Consider the following 19,000-nt stretch of genomic DNA (forward strand, 5'->3'; position numbering starts at 1 on the left):
CGCTCTCGCTCCGGCTCTCGCTTTGGTCGTCACTTCTCTCGCGCCCGTACGATCAGCGCCTGAAGCGCCCGGAACCAGGTCCCGGCGAGATCCTGGACGGCCTCGCCCGGCAGCAGCTCCGCCAGATGGGCCCAGTGGGCGGCGAGCACCGGCCCGTCGGCCCGGTCCTCGGTCACCACGTTGATCTCCAGCGCGTGCCCCTGCCGCATCGCGGGCTCGGGACCCACGTCGGCCACGTCGTCCTCCGGCGCGTACGACCAGTCCGTCTCCTCCGGCACCCCGAACCGGCCCAGGTAGTTGAACTCGACCCGGGCGGGCTCCAGGGCGGACAGGACCTCACGGGTGCGGGGGTTGAGGTAGCGGAGCATGCCGTGGCCGACGCCGTTCGCGGGCAGCGCCCGCCGCAGCTCCCGCACCCGCCGCACGGCCTCGTCCGCCTCCGCACCGCCCGCGAGCGCGGCGTCCACGTCGATCCCACCGGCGTCCAGCCGCACCGGATGGATGCCGGTGAACCAGCCCACCGTCCGCGACAGGTCGACGTCGTCGCCCGCCAGCTCCTCCACGCGGCCATGACCTTCGAGGTCGACCAGCAGCGAGGTCTCCGTACCGCCGTGTCGGCGCCGCCAGTCGGCGAAGGCGAGCGCGAGCGCCGCCAGCAGCACGTCGTCGACCCCTGCGCCGAAGGCGGCGGGCACCGTGGACAGCAGCGGGCCGGTGCGGTCGGCGGGCAGCCGCAGGACGACCTCCCGGCGGGTCGCGGCGGTGTCCCGGTCGGGCTCCGGCCGCCTCGGCAGCGGGAACGGCTCCCCGCCCAGGACGGCCGTCCAGGTCTCCAGCTCGGCCTCCCTGGCGGGCTCCCGCGCCAGCTCCGTCAGCAGCCGTGACCAGCGGGCGAACGACGTCTCGACCGGGTCGAGCCGCACCGCACGCCCGGCGCGCACGTCCCGCCACGCCGCCGCCAGATCGGGCAGCAGCACCCGCCAGGACACCCCGTCCACCACCAGGTGATGGGCCATCAGCAGCAGCCGCCCGGGGGCACCGCCCGCGTCGAACCACACCGCCCGCACCACGACGCCCGCATCCGGGTCGAGCCGTGCCCGCGCCGCGAGGGCGTGCTCCCGCACGGTCGCGGCGAGCGCCCCGGCGCCGAGCCCGGCGACGTCCACCCGCTCCACCCAACCGGCGGCGTCCACCGCGCCGACCGGCGGCACGACCAGCGACCAGTCCTCCTCGGACGCCCGCACCAGCCGTGCCCGCAGCATGTCGTGCCGGTCGGCCAGCGCCTGGAGGACGGCGGTCAGACCCGGCCCGTCCAGTTCGGCGGGCGTGCGCACGACCGCCGCCTGGTGGTACGACGCGAAGGGGCCGCCCAGTTCCCGCAGCCAGTGCATGACCGGCGTCAGCGACACCGTGCCCGTGCCGTCGTCCCCGTGGCGCGGCCCGGCTGCCGCGAGTGACCCGGCGACGGCGCCCAGCGCGGCGGCCGTACGGTGCCGGAAGACCAGCCGGGGAGTGATCCGCACCCCGCGCGCACGGGCCCGCCCGACGAGTTGCATCGCGACGATGCTGTCCCCGCCGAGGACGAAGAAGTCGTCGTCGGCGCCGACCCGTTCGAGTCCCAGCACCTCCGCGAAGACCGCGCACAGCGCCTCCTCCACGGGCGTGGCGGGCGCCCGCCCTCCGGACAGCGCGGAGAAGTCCGGCGCGGGCAGCGCGGCCCGGTCCAGCTTGCCGTTGGCCAGCTCCGGGAAGCGGTCCAGGACGACGACGGCCGCCGGGACCATGTGGTCGGGCAGCCGGGCCGCGACCCACCCGCGCAGCTCGCCCGCGCCGGGTGCCTCCGGGGCGTCGGGGGCGGGGACGACGTACGCGACGAGCTGCCTGCGCGGCCCGTCCTGACGTACCGTCACCAGCGCCTGTGCGATGCCCTGATGGCCGGTAAGCACCGACTCGGTCTCCGCCGGTTCGATGCGGAAGCCGCGGATCTTGACCTGGTCGTCGGCCCGCCCGAGGTAGTCCAGGCGGCCGTCGGCCGTCCAGCGGGCCAGGTCGCCGGTGCGGTACAGCCGACCACCCGGCGCCCCGAACGGATCGGCCACGAAACGCTCCGCCGTGAGCCCCGGCGCCCCCAGATAGCCGCGGGCGAGCCCGCCGCCCGCCAGATACAGCTCCCCGGTCACCCCGGGCGGCACCGGCCGCAACCCGCCGTCCAGCACAAAGGCGCGGGAGCCCGCCACCGGCCGCCCCACCAGCGGGCGTTCACTGTCGCCGACCCGGGCCACGAGCGCGTCCACGGTCGACTCCGTCGGCCCGTACAGATTGAACGCCGCCGTGCCGCGCAGCCCCGCGAGCCGCCGCCACAGGGCGACCGGCACCGCCTCGCCGCCCACCCCGACCACCGTCAGCGGACAGTCGTCGCCGTCGAGCAGCCCGGCCTCCGCCATCTGCGCGAAGAACGACGGCGTGACCTCCAGGAAGTCGAAGCCGTGTGCCCGCACGGCCGCCGCCAGCAGCTCGGGGTCGCGCCGCACCTCCTCCGACACGATGTGCACACAGTGCCCGTCCAGCAGCCACAGCTGCGGCTGCCAGGACGCGTCGAAGAAGAACGACCAGGCGTGCCCGACCCGCAGATGCTCCCGCCCGGCCGCCTCGACCGCGGGCCGGTGCAGTGTCTCCCGGTGGCTGTGGAAGAGGTTCCCCAGCGACTCATGGGTGACCACCACACCCTTCGGGCGGCCGGTGGAGCCGGAGGTGTAGATGACATACGCCGGATGGCGGGGCGTCAGCGGTGCGATCCGGTCCGCGTCCGTGAGGCCGGAGGCGTCCCGCGCCGCGATCAGCTCCACCGTGCCCGGCACGTCGAGCAACAGCGCCTCGGCCGCGTTGGGAAGCCCCCGCCGTAGCTCGCGCGTGGTCAGCGTGAGCACCGGGCGGGCGTCCGCCAGGACCGACGCCGTACGCTCCACCGGCGCCTCCGGATCGAGCGGCAGATACGCCGCACCCGCCTTGAGCACCGCGAGTACGGCGACCAGGAACCCGGCGGTGCGCGGCAGCGCAAGCGCCACGTACCGCTCGGGCCCCGCGCCCCGCTCGATCAGCAGCCGGGCCAAGCGGTTGGACTCCTCGTCCAGCCGCGCGAAGCTCAGCCGCATGCCCTCCGAGGCCACCGCGGGCCGCCCCGGGCAGCGCCGCACCTGCGCCTCGAACAGCGCGGGCACGGTGGTGGGCGCGCCGAGCGGCGGCCGGGCGTGCCAGCCGCCGGTCAGCCGCCGCCGTTCCTCCGGGTCCAGGATGTCGATGGCGCCGAGCCTCACCCCCGGGTCGGCGGTCACCGCGCGCAGTACACGGCGCAGCCGGTCCGCGAAGGACCGCGCGGTCGCGTGGTCGAACAGCTCGGCGCTGTACTCCAGCACCCCGTCGACGCCGTCACCGTCCCCGCGCTCCACGAAGTCGAACGACAGGTCGAACTTGGCGGTCGTCACCGCCACCTCGTCCCTGCGCGCCCGCAGCCCCGGCAGCAGCTCCGGCTCGTCCGGGCCGGACGCCAGGTACACCACCATCACCTGGAACAGCGGGTGCCGGGCCAGCGACCGGGCCGGGTTGAGCGCCTCCACCAGCCGCTCGAAGGGCACGTCCTGGTGGTCGAAGGCGGCGAGATCGGCCTCCCGCACCCGCGCCAGCAGTTCCCGGAACGTCGGATCGCCCGAGGTGTCGGTGCGCAGCACCAGCGTGTTGAGGAAGAACCCGGTCAGCTCCTCCAGGGCGGCGTCCGTCCGCCCGGAGATCGGGCTGCCGAGGGGGATGTCGTCGCCCGCGCCCAGCCGTGACAGCAGCGTCGCCACGGCGGCCTGCACCACCATGAACACGCTCACCCCGTGCTCCCGCGCCAGCGCCCGCAGCCCCGTGGCCAGTCCGGCGTCGAGGGAGAGATCGGCGGCACCGCCCCGGTAGCCGGACTCCAGCGGCCGGGGACGGTCCACCGGAAGCGGCAACTCCTCCGGCAGCCCCGCCAACGCCCGCCTCCAGTAGGCCAGCTGACGCGCCGCCAGACTGCTCGCGTCCTTCTCGTCACCGAGTACGTCCCGCTGCCACAGCGTGTAGTCGGCGTACTGGACGGGCAACGGCTCCCACTGCGGAGCCCTGTCGGCGGCCCGCGCCGCGTACGCCACCGCCAGATCGCCGGTCAGCGGGCGCTCCGACCACTCGTCACCGGCGATGTGGTGCAGCAGGAGCAACAGCGTCCACTCCTCGGCGCCCGAGCGCAGCACATGCACCCGCAGCGGCGGCTCACGGTCCAGGGCGAAGCCGTACGCCCCCGCCTCCCGCAGCCGCTCCGCGAGCAGCGCCGGTTCGATGTCCTCCACGACGACCGGGATCCGCACCTCGTCCGGCGCGAGAACCCGCTGGCGGGCCCGGCCGTCCTCGTCCGGGAACACCGTGCGCAGCGTCTCGTGCCGCACGGCGACGTCGTGCACCGCCGCCCGCAGCGCCTCGACGTCCAGGGAACCGGTCAGCCGCCACGCCCAGGGGATGTTGTACGTCGCACTGGGACCCTCCACCTGGTACAGCACCCACAGCCGCCGCTGGGCGGAGGACAGCGGCAGCCGGTCGGGACGCGGCCGCACGGTCAGCGCGGGACGGGCCGGGGCGCCGCCGGTGGCGAGGCGCTCGGCGAGCCGGGAGACCGTCGGCGCGTCGAACACCGTACGCAGCGACACCTCGGCGCCCAGCGCCGCCCGGATCCGCGCCGCCAGCCGCATCGCCAGCAGCGAGTGCCCGCCCAGCGCGAAGAAGTCGTCGTCGACCCCGACCCGGGGCACGCCCAGCACATCCGCGACCAGACCGCACAGGATCTCCTCGCGCGGGCCGCGCGGACGGGCGCCCGTGACGGCGGCGCCCGCCGCGAAGTCCGGCGCGGGCAGCGCCCCCCGGTCGAGCTTGCCGTTGCGGGTGAGCGGCAGTGCCTGAAGCGTCACGAAGGCGGCCGGGACCATGTGCTCCGGCAGCGCGGCGGCGGTGTGCGCGCGCAAGCCCGCCGGGTCGGGCCGCCCCGCACCGGCCACCGGGACGACGTACGCCACCAGCCGCTGCTCGTGCGCGACGACCACGGCGTGTGCCACCGAGGCGTGCCGGGCGAGCACGGCCTCGATCTCGCCGGGCTCGATCCGCACCCCCCGGATCTTGACCTGGTCGTCGGTGCGGCCGAGGAAGTCGAGCGTGCCGTCCGCCGTCCAGCGGGCCAGGTCCCCCGTGCGGTACATGCGGGCGCCGGGCGGGCCGTACGGGTCGGCGACGAACCGTTCCGCGGTCAGCGCCGCCCGGCCCACATAGCCGCGGGCCAGCTGCACGCCCGCCAGGTACAGCTCACCGGCGACACCCGGCGGCACCGGCCGCAGCGCGGTGTCCAGCACATAGGCGCGGGTGTTCCACACCGGACGGCCGATCACCACGCGCTCGGCACCGGGCGGCACCTCGGTCGCCGTGACGTCGACCGACGCCTCCGTGGGCCCGTACAGGTTGTGCAGCGCGGCCGACGGCAGGACCTCGTGGCAGGCCCGTGCCACCGGCAGGGGCAGCGCCTCACCGCTGCACAGCACCCGGCGCAGGCCCACGCACCGCGCGGCGGCGGGTTCCTCGAGGAACATCTGGAGCATCGACGGCACGAAGTGGACGGTCGTCACGCCCGACTCGCGGACCAGCTCCGCCAGCCGCGGTGGATCGCGGTGCGCCCCCGGCTCCGCCACCACCAGCGCCGCGCCCGTGACCAGCGGCCAGAAGAACTCCCACACCGACACGTCGAAACCGGCCGGGGTCTTCTGGAGGACGCGGTCGTCCGCCGTCAGCCCGTAGGTGTCCTGCATCCACAGCAGCCGGTTGACGATGCCCTCGTGCGGGACGGCCACGCCCTTGGGACGGCCGGTCGACCCCGAGGTGTAGATCACGTACGCGGGGGTCGAGGGCCGGTACCGGGACGGCGGTTCACCCTCCGGACCGTCCGGGAGCCCGTCCTCGATCACGCACACCGGCCGCGCCTCCGCCAGCATCAGCGCCCGCCGCTCCGGAGGCTGGTCCGGATCGAGCGGCAGATAGGCGCCGCCCGCGCGGTGCACCGCCAGCAGGGCGACGACGAGGTCCACCGAACGCGGCAGCGCCACCGCCACCGTGTGCTCCGGACCCACCCCGGCACCGGCCAGCACCCGTGCCGTCCGCTCGACCCGGGCGTCCAACTCCGCGTACGTCAGCCGCTGGTCGCCGTGGACGAGGGCGAGTGCGTCCGGCGTCCGGGCGGCCTGGGCACGGAACAGCTCCGGCAGGGTCGTGGCCGGGGTGTCCCGGCGGGTGTCGTTCCAGCCGGTGAGCACCGACCGCCGCTCGTCCTCCGCCAGCACCTCGAACTCGGCCAGCGGTCGGTCGGGTTCGGCGGCCACCCGCTCCAGCAGCCGCAGCAGCCGCCGGGCCAGCAGCTCGGCCGTCGCCGGGTCGCACAGGTCGAGCGCGTGCTCCAGCAGCAGCACCAGCCGGTCGCGGCCCACCTCGTCCACGAAGGTGAAGTGCAGGTCGAACTTGGCCGTACCGGTGTCCATGTCGAACCACTCGGTGGGCAGCCCCAGCACGTCCGGGTCGCCGTCGGGCCGGTAGTGGTAGCCCAGCATCACCTGGAACAGCGGGTTGCGGCCCGCCACGCGCGGCGGGTTGACGGCCTCCACCACCTGGTCGAAGGGCACGTCCTGGTGCTCGAACGCGGCCAGCGCCGACTCCCGCACCCGCGCCAGGAGTTCACGGAACGTCGGCGTCCCGGACAGGTCGGTGCGCAGGACCAGCGTGTTGACGAAGAAGCCGACCAGATCGCTCAGCGCGTCATCGGTACGGCCCGCGATGGGCGCGCCCAGCGGAATGTCGTCCCCGGCGCCCAGCCGGTGCAGCAGCGCCGCCGTGGCCGCCTGGAACAGCATGAACATGCTGGTGCCGGTGGCGGCGGACAGGTCCCGCAGGGCACGGGCGGTGCCGGCGCCGACCTCCGTACGGACCCTGCCGCCGCGCCCGGTGGGCTCCGCCGGGCGCGGCCGGTCCAGCGGCAGCGCCAGCTCCTCCGGCAGGTCGCGCAACACCTCGGCCCAGTGGGCGAGCTGGGCCTCCCCGACCTGGCCGAGCAGGGTGTCCTGCCACAGCGTGTAGTCCGCGTACTGCACCGGCAGCGGCGCCCAGCCGGGGGCCCGGCCCGCACGGCGGGCGTGGTAGGCGGTGGCCAGATCGGTGAGGAAGGGCCGGTCCGACCACTCGTCGGTGGTGATGTGGTGCAGCACCAGCGCCACCACATGGTCGTCCGGCGCCCGGCGGAACACCTCGGCCCGCACCGGGAGTCCGGCGCCCAGGTCGAACGGGCGCCGCTGGGCCGCCGCGATCAGCGCGGGCAGCTCCTCCTCCGCGCAGTCCACCACCGACCACTCCGGCACGGCCGCCACGACCTCCTGGTACGGCTCCCCGTCCGCCACCACGACCCGCGTCCGCAACGCCTCATGACGTTCCGTCACATCACCCAGGGCGGCCCGCAGCGCGGCCACGTCCAGCGCCCCGCGCAGCCGGAACACCAGCGGGAAGTTGTAGGCTACGCCACCGCCGGTGATCCGTTCCACCAGCCACAGCCGCCGCTGTGCCGCCGACAGCGGCACCCGCTCGGGCCGCCGCGCCACCGGGGCGAGCACCGGACGCACCGGGCGGCCGACCACCGCGCGCGCCGCCAGCGCCTCCGGTGTGGGTGCCTCGAACAGGTCCCGGATCGCCAGCTCCGCGCCCAGCTCGGTGCGGGCCCGGCTGATCAGCCGGGTGGCGAGCAGCGAGTGCCCGCCCAGGTCGAAGAAGTCGTCCTCCGCGCCGGTCGAGGGGAGCCCCAGCACCTCGGCGAAGAGACGGCACAGCGTCTCCTCCACCGGAGTGCGCGGCCCCCGCCCCGCCGACAGCGCCACCGCGGGTTCGGCGTCGGGCAGGGCCCGCACGTCGAGCTTGCCGTTGTCGTTCATCGGGAGCCGCGGCAGCACCACGAACGCGGCCGGGACCATGTAGCCGGGCAGCCGCTGCCCGAGGTCGTCGCGCAGCCGCCGGACCAGGGCGCCGTGCCCGCGCGTCGCCGTCGGGGTGTTGGCGTAGGGGGCGCCGCCCCGGTCGGGGCGGGGACGATGGAGGCCGAGGGTGCGCGCGGGCGCCCCGGCGGGGACGAACACGGCGTCGAAGAAGCCGGGCTCGTCGGACCAGGTGGTCAGCGTCCGGTACCCGTGGGCGGCGCCCAGCTCCCGCAGCGCCTCGGGCTCCTCGCCGGGAAGCGGGGCCGTCGCCGTCGGTGTCCCGGGCTCCGCACCCGCACGCGGGTCCGTCGCCCGCATCGCCGCGAGGTCGTCCGCCGTACGCGCGTCCGGGACGCGCCGCACCCGCAGCGGCTCGGGGCCCGTTCCTAGACGGGCGCTCACCTCGTCCGGCCCGGACCACTCCAGGACCGGCGCGCCGTCCAGCCGCAGGGCGCCCGCCGTGTCCTCGTACAGGACGACGTCGTACCGGTACCGGGTCAGCTCGTTGTGGTGCCGTCCGGCCTTGGTGCGCACCTCGGCGCCGACGCCCAGGGTGGCGAACCAGTCGGGGTCGACGAGGAGTTCCTTCTCCAGTGCCAGACCCCGGTCCACGGCCCGGCGCAGGGTCTCCGGGTCGGCGTCCGCGCCCGCGCGGGCCCGCTGCACGCCGGTCTGGAAGACCCTGGCCTGCCGCAGATCGCGTACGTCACCGAGGAACAGGGCGCCGCCGGGCGCGAGCAGGCCCAGCGCGCCCCGGATCACCTCGCGCAGGTGGTCGAGGCTGGGGAAGTACTGGACGACGGAGTTGATGACGACCGTGTCGAAGAAGCCGGCCGGCAGCCCGTCGGTCACCTCGGCCGCCTGGCAGCGCAGTTCGACCTTGCGGGCCAGCTCCGGGTCGGCCTCCAGCTCCTCGCCCAGCTTGCGGATCACCGGCGCGGCGAAGTCGGTCGCCCAGTACGCCTCCGCGTCCGGGGCCAGCCGGGACAGCAGCAGACCGGAGCCGACGCCGATCTCCAGCACCCGCCGCGGGTTCAGCTCCCTGATCCGCTCGACGGTGGCCGCACGCCACTCGCGCATGTGGTCCAGGGGGATGGGGGAGCCGTCGTAGGAGCTGTCCCAGCCCGCGAAGTCCTCGGTGAACAGGGCGGTGCCGATCTCGGTGTACTCGGCCGAGTAGATGTCCCGCCACTCGCCGATCTGCTCCCGCTCCGCCGACCGACGGGCCACGGCGTCCGGTTCGGCCGGGACGACATAGCCCACCAGCCGCTGGGTGCCCGGCGCGGCGGTGTCGTCGCGGGCCAGCACGGCGGCCTGGGAGACCTCCGGGTGCTGTGCGAGCACGGTCTCGATCTCGCCCAGTTCCACCCGGTGGCCGCGGACCTTGACCTGGTCGTCGGTGCGGCCGAGGAAGTCCAGGTTGCCGTCCGGGCGCCGCCGCACCAGGTCACCGGTGCGGTACATCCGCTCACCCGGCCGTCCGAACGGGTCGGCCACGAAACGCTCGGCGGTCAGCCCCGCCCGGTCCAGATAGCCACGGGCCAGACCCACCCCGGCGATGTACAGCTCACCGGCCACCCCGTCCGGCACCGGCCGCAGCCAGCCGTCGAGGACGCGCGCCCGGGTGGCGCGGATCGGCCGTCCCACGGTCGGGGTCGCGCTGTCGCCGGTGCCGCCGCCGAGGGTGTTGATGGTGTACTCGGTCGGCCCGTACAGGTTGTAGCCGTAGGTGCCCTCGGTGTCCCGCAGGGTGTTCCACACCGTCTCCGTGACCGCCTCGCCGCCGAGCAGCACCAACGGCGGCCGGTGCCCCTCCAGCAGGCCCTCCTCGATGAGGAGATGGGCGTACGTCGGGGTCACGTTGACCACGTCGACACGGTGCCGCTCGCAGTAGGCGACCAGCGCGGTGGCGTCCCGGCGCAGCTCCTCGTCGCAGATGTGCACCTCGTGGCCCTCCACCAGCCACAGCAGCTCCTCCCACGACATGTCGAACGCGAACGACACGGTGTGCGCGATCCGCAGCCGCCGCCCGCCCGCCGCCGCGATCGCCGGGGCGAAGATCTCCTTCTGGTGGTTGAGCTGCATGTTCGTCAGACCCACGTACGGCGTGACCACACCCTTGGGGCGGCCCGTCGAGCCGGAGGTGTAGATGACGTACGCGGGGTGGTCCAGGCTGAAGGAGCGCCGTACGGGATCGTCGGGCAGGCCGGTGAGAGCCTCCGGGTCGTCGAGCAGCACGCGCGGGGTGGGGCCCGCCAGGGTCCGGGACACCGCCCGCGTCGTCAGCAGCAGCAGCGGACGCGCGTCGGCCAGCGTCGCCGACAGCCGCTCCGCCGGGTGGTCCAGCTCCAGCGGCAGATAGGCGGCACCCGTGCGCAGCACCGCGAACAGCGCCACCACCATGTCGATCGACCGCGGCAGCCCCAGCGCGACCACCCGCTCCGGCCCGGCACCGTGCGCCAGCAGCAGTTGGGCCACCTTGTCGCAGCGGGCGTCGAGTTCGGCGTACGTCACCCTACGGTCGCCGAAGACCAGCGCCGTGGCCTCGGGGGTGCGGGCGGCCTGCGCGGCGAGCATGTCCGCGACCGTCTCGTGCGGCACCGGCTGCCGCTGGGCGGCCTCCTCCCGGGCCAGCGCGGCGCGCTCGGCGGGCAGCAGCGCGGTCAACGAGCCGACGGCGGCGGACGGGTCGGCGGCCAGCCGGTCCACCAGCAGGACGAACCGGTCGAGGAGCACGCGCGCGTGGCGCTCGTCCAGCAGGTCCGGCCGGTGGGCGAGGGTGACCCGCACCCGCTCGCCCGGCGTGACGACCAGGTTGGCCGGATAGTGGGTGGCGTCCACATTGGCCACGGCACTCGCCCCGTGCCGCTCCCGCAGCCGGGCCAGCCGCTCGTCGGTGTCGGCGTTGCGCAGCACGAACAGCGTGTCGAACAACCGCCGGTGCCCGGTCTCCGCCTGGAGCACACCGAGCCCCAGGTACTCGTACGGCATCAGCGCCAGCCGCTCGCCCTGGACGCGGCGCAGCAGGTCGAGCACCGGCTCGCGCGGGTCGAAGGCGATCCGCGCGGGCACCGTGTTGAGGAACATGCCGATGACGTTCTCCACGTCCGGCACCTCGCTCGGGCGGCCCGCGACGGTCGTGCCGAACACGATGTCGGCGCGCCCGGTCGCGCTCGCCAGGGTCAGTCCCCAGGCCGCGTTGAGCACGGTGTTGAGGGTGAGGCCGTGGGAGCGCGCGGTCTCCCGCAGCCGGGCCGCCGACTCCGGGGCGAGCACCGCGTCCAGCTGGCGGGGGATCACCGGCTCAGCGCCCCGGTCCGGCACCCCGGGCACCAGCAGCGTCGGCTCGTCGAGACCGGCGAGCGCGGACCGCCAGGCCCGGGTCGCCTCCGCCTCGTCCTGCCGCTCCAGCCAGCCCAGGTAGTCCCGGTAGGAGCCGGGGCGGCCGAGGCCCGCCGGGTCGCCGCCGCTGTCGTAGAGCGCGAAGAGCTGGTCCAGGAACAGCCAGGCCGACCAGCCGTCCCACAGGATCAGATGCCGCCCGACGACCAGCCGGTCGCCGCGTGCGGCGCCGAGCCGCACCAGCAGCATCCGGAACAGCGGCGGCCGGGCGAGGTCGAAGCGGCGGGAGCGCTCCTTGTCCAGCAACTCCGCCATCCGCCGGTCCTGTCCGGCCGCGTCCAGACCCGACAGGTCCACCTCGCGCAGCGGCACCTCGGCGTCCCGCACGATGAACTGCACCGGCCTGCGCTGCCCCTCGCTGGTGAACCCGGCCCGCAGGCCCGGGTTGCGGACCAGCAGCGTCCGGGTCGCGGCGCGCAGCCGCCCGGCGTCCACCCGCTCGGCGAGGTCGAACGACTCGTGGACGGTGTAGACGTCCAGCGCGCTGTCGTCGTACGCCGCGTGGAAGAACAGGCCCTCCTGGAGCGGGGCCAGCGGCCAGACGTCCTCGACCCCGCCCGGCGCCAGCCGCTCCACCCGGGCGCGCTCCTCGCCGGTGAGCGTGAACTCGGCGGGGGCCGCCGTCCCGGCCGTGTCCGCGTCCCCCGCGGCGGCGGCCAGCGCGGCCGGGGTGCGGTACTCGAAGACGTCCTTGGGGCCGAGGGCGAGCCCGGCGCGGCGGGCCCGGCTGGCGACCGCGATGGAGCTGATGCTGTCGCCGCCGAGCAGGAAGAAGTCGTCGTCGACGCCGATGTCCGGGAGTTTCAGTACGGCGGCGAAGACCTCGGTGAGCAGCCGCTCGCGCGGGTTGCCCGGAGCGCGGGAGACGGCGGCCCGGACCGCCCTCGGCGCGGGCAGCGCGGCCCGGTCCAGCTTGCCGCTGGGCGTGAGCGGCAGCGCGTCCAGCACCACCCAGGCGCCCGGCACCATGGCCGAGGGCAGCCGCTCCGCCACGGCCGCGCGCAGCACGCCGACGTCCGGGTCACCGGGCGCCACGACATACGCCACCAGCGTGTCGTCCCGTACCGTCACCGCGGCCCGCGCCACCTCGGGCAGCGCCACCAGCGCCGCCTCCACCTCGCCCGGCTCGATCCGGTTGCCGCGCAGTTTGACCTGCCGGTCGGTGCGGCCCAGGTACTCCACCACCCCGTCCGCGCGGCGCCGCACCAGGTCGCCGGTGCGGTACATCCGGCTGCCGGGCGGCCCGTAGGGGTCGGCGGGGAAGCGCTCGGCGGTCAGCGCGGGGCGGGCGTGATACCCGCGAGCCAGCTGGACACCCGTCAGATACAGCTCGCCCGGCACCCCGTCCGGCACCGGGCGCAGACAGGCGTCCAGCACCCGCAGACCGGTGTTCCACACCGGACGGCCGATCGGCACGGTGGTGCCCCGCTCGGCCGTCCCGTACGGGTGGTGGGTGACGTCGACCGCGGCCTCCGTCGGCCCGTACAGGTTGTGCAGCTCCACGCCCGTCAGCTCCCGCCAGCGGCGCGCGGCGGCCACCGGCAGCGCCTCTCCGCTGCTGAACACCCGGCGCAGCGAGGCCGCCCAGCCGGGGTCGGCGGTGACCTCCTCCGCCGAGAGGAACGCCTCCAGCATCGACGGTACGAAGTGCAGGGTCGTGATCCGGCGCTTCCGCACCAGCCCCGCCAGATACGCCGGGTCGCGGTGCCCGTCCGGCCGGGCGAGCACCACCGCGGCCCCTTCGAGCAGCGGCCAGAGGAACTCCCACACCGAGACGTCGAAACTGGACGGCGTCTTCTGGAGCACCCGGTCGTCCGCGCCCAGCCCGTACGCGCCCTGCATCCACGCCAGCCGGTTGCCGATCGCCCGGTGGGTGACGACGACGCCCTTGGGCAGGCCGGTGGAGCCGGAGGTGTAGATGAGGTAGGCGGGGTCGTCGGGGCGGGCCGGGGGGCCGTCGGGGAGGAGGGGCGCCGACTCCTCGACGTCCAGCAGCAGTACGGACGCGTCCGTGCCCTCCGGCAGCCGGCCGGCCGTCACCGACAGGGTCACCACCGTCGTCGCTCCGGAGTCGGTGAGCATGTGGGCTACCCGGTCCGCCGGGTAGTCCAGGTCGACCGGCAGATAGGCGGCGCCCGACTTCAGCACCCCGAGCAGTGCCACCATCAGCTCCGCCGACCTCGGTACGGCGACGGCGACGAACGTGCCCGGACCGGCGCCCCGGCCGCGCAGCCGGGCGGCCAGCGCCTCGGCGCGGGCGTCGAGTTCGGTGTAACCGAGCCGCTCCTCCTCGTGGAGGACGGCGGTCGCTTCCGGGGTGCGGGCGACCTGCGCGGCGAACGCCTCGGCCAGGGTGGTCACCGGCACCGGGCGGTCCTCGCCGGACGGGTGGGCGGTGAGCGCCTCGTCCGGGGAGAGCAGTTCCACGGAGGCCGCCGGGCGGGCCGGGTCGTCGGCGATCGCCTCCAGGACCCGGGCGAGCCGGTCCCCGAGCGCCCGTACCGCCTCGCCGTCCAGCCGGTCCGCGTGGTGCTTGAGCCGCAGGTCCAGGCGCCTGCCCGGCTTGACGATCAGGGCGAGCGGATAGTGCACGGCATCGTGGAAGGCGGTACCGGTGATCCGCACCCGGCCGGAGGCGTCCCGGAGGTCCGTTTCGGCGGGGTAGTTCTCGAACACCACCAGTGTGTCGAAGAGTTCCCCGCCGCCCGCGTGCCCGGACCCGGCCAGCCGCTGGATCTCCGCCAGGCCCAGGTGCTGGTGGTCGAGCAGCGCCGCCTGCTCCTCCTGGAGCCGGACCAGCAGCTCCGTGAGGGGCGCGCCGGGCCGCCAACGGAAGCGGGTGGGGAGGGTGTTGATGAACAGGCCCACCATCGCGGCGATGCCGTCGACCGCGCCGTCCCGGCCCGAGACGGTGGTGCCGAACACCACGTCGTCCCGGCCCGTCAGCCTGCCCAGCAGCAGGCCCCACGCCGTCTGCACGACCGTGCCCAGGGTGACGCCCAGCTCCCGGGCACGCTCGCCGAGCCGCGCGGTGACCGACTCGGGCAGCTCCACGCGGACGTGCGCGGGCCGCAGGGGGCCGGTACCGGCCTCGGAGTCCACCAGCCGGGTCGGCTCGTCCAGCCCGGCCAGCGCGGCACGCCACGCCTCCCGGGCCGCGTCCCGGTCCTGCGCGGCGAGGCGGCGCAGGAAGGCGCGGTAGGGCGTGACGGGGGGCAGGTCCGGGGCGTCGGTGCCGTAGCAGGCGAGGAGTTCGCGGTGCAGGACGGGCAGCGACCAGCCGTCCGCGACGATGTGATGGAACGTCAGCAGCAGTTGACTGCGTTCCTCGGACAGTCGTACCAGGGCGCAGCGCAGCAAGGGTGGCGCCGCCAGGTCGAAGCCCGCCGCGCGTTCCTCCGCGGCCACCTCCTCCAGCGCCGGCGCCTCCCGCCACGGCAGCTCCACACCCTCCGCGATGATCTGTACGGGTGTGCCGTCGGGGCGCTGCCGGAAGGCCGCCCGCAGTGGCGCGTGCCGGTCCAGGAGCCGCTGCGCCGCCCGGCGCAGTTCGGTGCCGTCGACCGGTCCGGACAGGTCCAGGACCTGCTGGACGACATAGGCGTCACCGCCGCTGCCGCCGGTCGGGGCGCTGGTCAGGGCGTGGAAGAAGAAGCCCTGCTGGAGCGGGGAGAGCGGCAGCAGCTCGGCGACGGTCAGCGGCCTCTCGCCCTGGATCTCCGCGAGTTCCGCCGCGTCGACCTGGAGCAGCGGCGTGCTCTCGGCCGTCTCCTCGACGCGCTCGACGGCGGCCCGTGCCAGCGCCTCGACCGTGCGGTGCCGGAACACGTCCCGGGTGGTGAGCGCGAGTCCCGCCTGCCTGGCGCGGATCAGCAGCCGGATCGCGCTGATGCTGTCGCCGCCGAGGGCGAGGAAGTCGTCCTGCGCGGTCACCGGGCCCAGGCCCAGCACATCGGCGTACAGGGCGCACAGCAGCCGCTCGCGGGCGGTGCGCGGGGGACGTCCGGAGCTGAGGGCGGCGTAGTCCGGCGCGGGCAGCGCACGGGCGTCGATCTTGCCGCTCGGGGTGACCGGCAGGGTGTGCAGGGGCACGAACGCCGAGGGGACCATGTAGTCCGGCAGCCACTCGGCGGCGTACACGCGCAGGGCACGCATCAGCGCGGCCACGTCACGGAAGGGGGCGGGGCGGTTGGCGAGCGGGCGGGTGCCGGAGGGGCGGTAGAGCGCGGCGGGGGAGTCGCCTCCGGGGGCGGGGTGCGGCGCGTCGAGGGACCTGTCGTCGGACCTGCCGCCGTACTCGTCGGCGGTCGTTTCGCCGGATCTGTCGTCGGCCGCGTCGGCGTACTTGTCGGCGGTCGTTTCGCCGGACCTGCCGCCGGTGACGAGCACCGCGTCGAACGCGCCGTCGTCCGCGTCGCCGTGCCAGGTCAGCGCCGCCCGGTAGCCGTGTTGCTCGGCCAGGGCGTGCAGGTCCTCCGGGTCGGCGCCGGGTGCCGCCTGGTGGCCGCTGCCCTCCAGCCGCCACAGGTCGGCCAGATCGTCGGCGAGGCGTGCGTTGGGCACCCCGGTGATCCGCAGCCGCTGCGGGCGGTCCGCCAGCAGCCGGGCCAGCCCGGCGAGGCCGCCGACGGCCGTCCAGCGCAGTTCCCGTTCCGGCGGCGCCGGGCGCCGGGGGCCGGGGCGCAGGACGACGTCGTACCGGTACCGGCTCAGCTCGTTGTGGTGGGCCGCGCGCTTGAGCCGGATGTCGGCGTCGAAGCCGTCGAGGGTGGCGAAGAAGTCGGGGTCGAGGAGGAGTTCGCCCTCCCAGCGCACCGACTGCTCGACCGCCCCCCGCAGCGCGGCCTTGTCGTCGGTGCCCGCGCGGCGGGTCTCGACGGCGGCCCGCAGGGTGCGCAGCAGCCGCAGGTTGCGCACGTCACCGACGAAGATCCGCCCGCCCGGCGCGAGCAGCCCGGCCGCCCGGCGCAGGACGTCGCGCAGGTAGTCGGCGTTGGGGAAGTACTGGGCGACGGAGTTGATGACGACGGTGTCGAAGTGCCCGGCGGGCAGCCCGTCGGTGTCGTGCGCGGGCCGGGCGCTCAGCCGCACCCTGGCCGCCAGGTCCGGGTCGGCCTCGACCTGGCGGCGCAGCGCGGCGACGGCCTGTTCGGAGAGGTCGGTGCCCCAGTACTCGTCGCAGTGGGGCGCGATCCGCGACAGGATCAGACCGCTGCCGACGCCGATCTCCAGTACCCGGCGCGCCGGGCCGAGGGCGCGGAGGCGGTCCACGGTCGCCGCCCGCCACTCGCGCATCTCGGCGAGGGGGAGGGGGCGGCCGTCGTAGGTGCTGTTCCAGCCCGCGAAGTTCTCCCGGAGCCCCTCGCCCTCCGTGTCGGCGGCGCCGTAGAGGAGTTCGTGGAGGTCCTTCCACTCCTCGACCCGGGCGGCCGGGCCGTCCAGCGCGGGGACGACGTACGCGGCCAGCCGCCGGTCGCCGGGGCGGTCCTCGCGCGCCACGACGGTGACCTGGTCGACGGCCGGGTGGCCGCGCAGCACGGACTCGATCTCGCCCGGCTCGATCCGGAAGCCGCGGATCTTCAGCTGGGCGTCCGCCCGCCCGAGGAACTCAAGGCGCCCGTCGGACCGTCGGCGCACCAGGTCGCCGGTGCGGTAGAGCCGTTCGCCGGGCGCGCCGAACGGGTCGGCGACGAACCGCTCGGCGGTCAGGTCGGGGCGCCCCAGATAGCCGCGCGCCAGCCCCGCGCCGCCGAGGTACAGCTCGCCCGTCACCCCGGCGGGCACCGGCCGCAGCCAGGCGTCGAGGACGTACGCGCGCGTGCCGGGGTCCGGGACGCCGATGGGCACGATCGCTCCGGCCGGGATGTCCGGGTCGCACAGGCCGAGCGTGGAGTTGGTGGTGGCCTCGGTGGGGCCGTAGGCGTTGAACATCATCCGCCCGCGCGCGAAGCGGCCCACCAGTTCCGGCGAGACGCGTTCGGTGCCCGCGAGCAGCGTCGCGGCCGGTGGCAGCGTCAGGTCGTCGGGCAGCGCGGACAGCAGCGCGGGCGGCAGGATCATGAAGGTGACGCCGTGCGCGTTCGCGTAGTCGGCGAGCGGAGCGCCGGGCACCCGGCGCTCGGCCGGTACGACCACGAGCCGTCCGCCGGACAGCAGCCCGAGGCACAGGTCCCAGAAGGCCACGTCGAAGCTGGGCGAGGCGAACTGGAGCACCCGGCTGTGCGGGCCGACGCCGAACCGTTCGCTCTGGGTGGCGACCAGCTTCGCCACTCCGCTGTGTGCGAGGACGACGCCCTTGGGGCGGCCGGTGGAGCCGGAGGTGTAGATGACGTAGGCGGCGTTCAGGGCGGTGAGCGGGGCGCCGCGGTCGGTGTCGGTGGGGTCGTGGGCGGGCCGGGACGCCAACTCCTCGGCGACGGCGGGGGAGTCGAGCGGGAGCAGCGGGGTGGTGCCGTACTCGGGGAGGTCCCGCGCGCACTCCTCGGTGGTGACCAGGCAGACGGGCGAGGCGTCGCCGAGCATGTAGGCGATGCGGTCGGCCGGGTAGTCGTGGTCGATGGGCAGGTAGGCGGCGCCCGACTTGAGCACGGCGACCTCGGCGACGATCAGCTCGGCCGAGCGCGGCAGCGACAGCGCGACGATCCGCTCGGGACCGGCGCCGCGCGCGATCAGGGCGTGGGCCAGCCGGTTGGCCCGCTCGTCCAGTTCGGCGTAGCTGAGACGCTCGTCCTCGAAGACCAGCGCCACGGCGTCGGGGCGCTCGCGGACCCGCGCGGCGAACATCGCGGGCCAGGTGTCCAGGGGGACGGTGTGCCCGGTGGCGTTCCCGTCGTGGACGACCTGCCGGTACTCCTCGGGGCCCATCAGGGTGAGCCGGGCGACCGGTGTGCCGGGCCGGGCGAGCCCGTCGGTGAGCAGGGTCCGGTAGTGGCCGAGCAGCCTGTCCACGGTCGTGGCGTCGAACAGGCGCGGGTCGTAGGCGGCGCGGGCGGTGCCGTCCGCCACCTCCAGGAGGAGGTCGACGGGGCCGGGCAGCTCCCCGGGGGGACGGGCGGCGGTGGCGAACGCCGTATTGAAGAACAGTCCGCCGCCGCGCGTCGGCGCCGGGGACAGTTCCTCGGTGAGCATGGACACGGGGAGCCGGTGGAGCTGGGCGTCCTGCCAGGCCTCCGTCACCCGCCGGGTCAGTTCCCGGAAGTCGGGTTCGTGGTCGACGGACGCCCGGACCGGCAGCTCGTCATGACCGACCGTCAGATCGGTGGCACCGCTGTAGTGGTGCAGCAGGGCCACGAACGCCGCGAGCAGCACGGGGTCGGGGGCGTCGGGCAGGCCGGTGAGGGCGCGGGTCGCCCGTTCGGCGGAGGGTTCCGGTGGGTGGGGTCGGTCGGTCGGGAGCGATGTCTCCGGCGGAAGCGGAGTGAGCAACCGCCGCCAGTAGGCCAGGACTTCCTCGGAACCGCACACGGCAGCGCGCCTCCCCAGGGGGTCGGTCCCGGCGCTGGGCCGGGGATCGGCGTCATACTAAGGTAAGGGTTACC

Annotated in this window: 1 protein-coding gene; it reads right to left on the minus strand. The window is 75.2% G+C overall.

The window, feature by feature from the left end:
* Window positions 1–29: 29 nt before the first annotated feature.
* Window positions 30–18,926, minus strand: a complete 18,897-nt coding sequence (locus KBY47_RS06475) for a non-ribosomal peptide synthetase (RefSeq protein WP_210919974.1) — start codon at window positions 18,924–18,926, stop codon at window positions 30–32.
* Window positions 18,927–19,000 lie beyond the last annotated feature (74 nt).

Origin of the sequence: Streptomyces sp. B93, from assembly GCF_018070565.1 — a bacterium.
Classification (GTDB): domain Bacteria; phylum Actinomycetota; class Actinomycetes; order Streptomycetales; family Streptomycetaceae; genus Streptomyces.